This window comes from Bacillus sp. SIMBA_005 (genome assembly GCF_046535585.1).
GTDB lineage: Bacteria > Bacillota > Bacilli > Bacillales > Bacillaceae > Bacillus > Bacillus pumilus.
Map to the genome: position 1 here is coordinate 1 of NZ_JAWRWI010000247.1, position 284 is coordinate 284.

Annotated in this window: 1 protein-coding gene; it reads right to left on the reverse strand. The window is 63.4% G+C overall.

Annotated features, from left to right (window positions below; genetic code table 11):
- Window positions 1-284, reverse strand: a 284-nt coding sequence (locus tag SB660_RS19960; protein WP_410584021.1) for a hypothetical protein, incomplete at both ends; no start/stop codon positions are given.

Here is a 284-nt window from a genome sequence, read left to right on the forward strand (position 1 = left end):
CTTCGCGAGATTCAGATAGGTCTCGCCGTTCTCCGCGAGCGGCGCCGCCTTCTGGTAGGTCGCGATCGCCGGGGCGATCTGGTCCGAGAAGTAGTAGGCCTGCGCGAGTGCGGACAGGGTACGGAAATCCGCCGGCAGGATGTTCTTTTCCATGCCTTCGTTGATGACCGCGATCGCCTCGCGCTCTTTGTTGTCGCTGTTGATGTAGACGGCGTAGAGGTTGCGGTATTCCGCCTCTTCGGTCAGCTGGCCGCTCGCGCGAAGGCGCTCCAGCACCTCGGCCG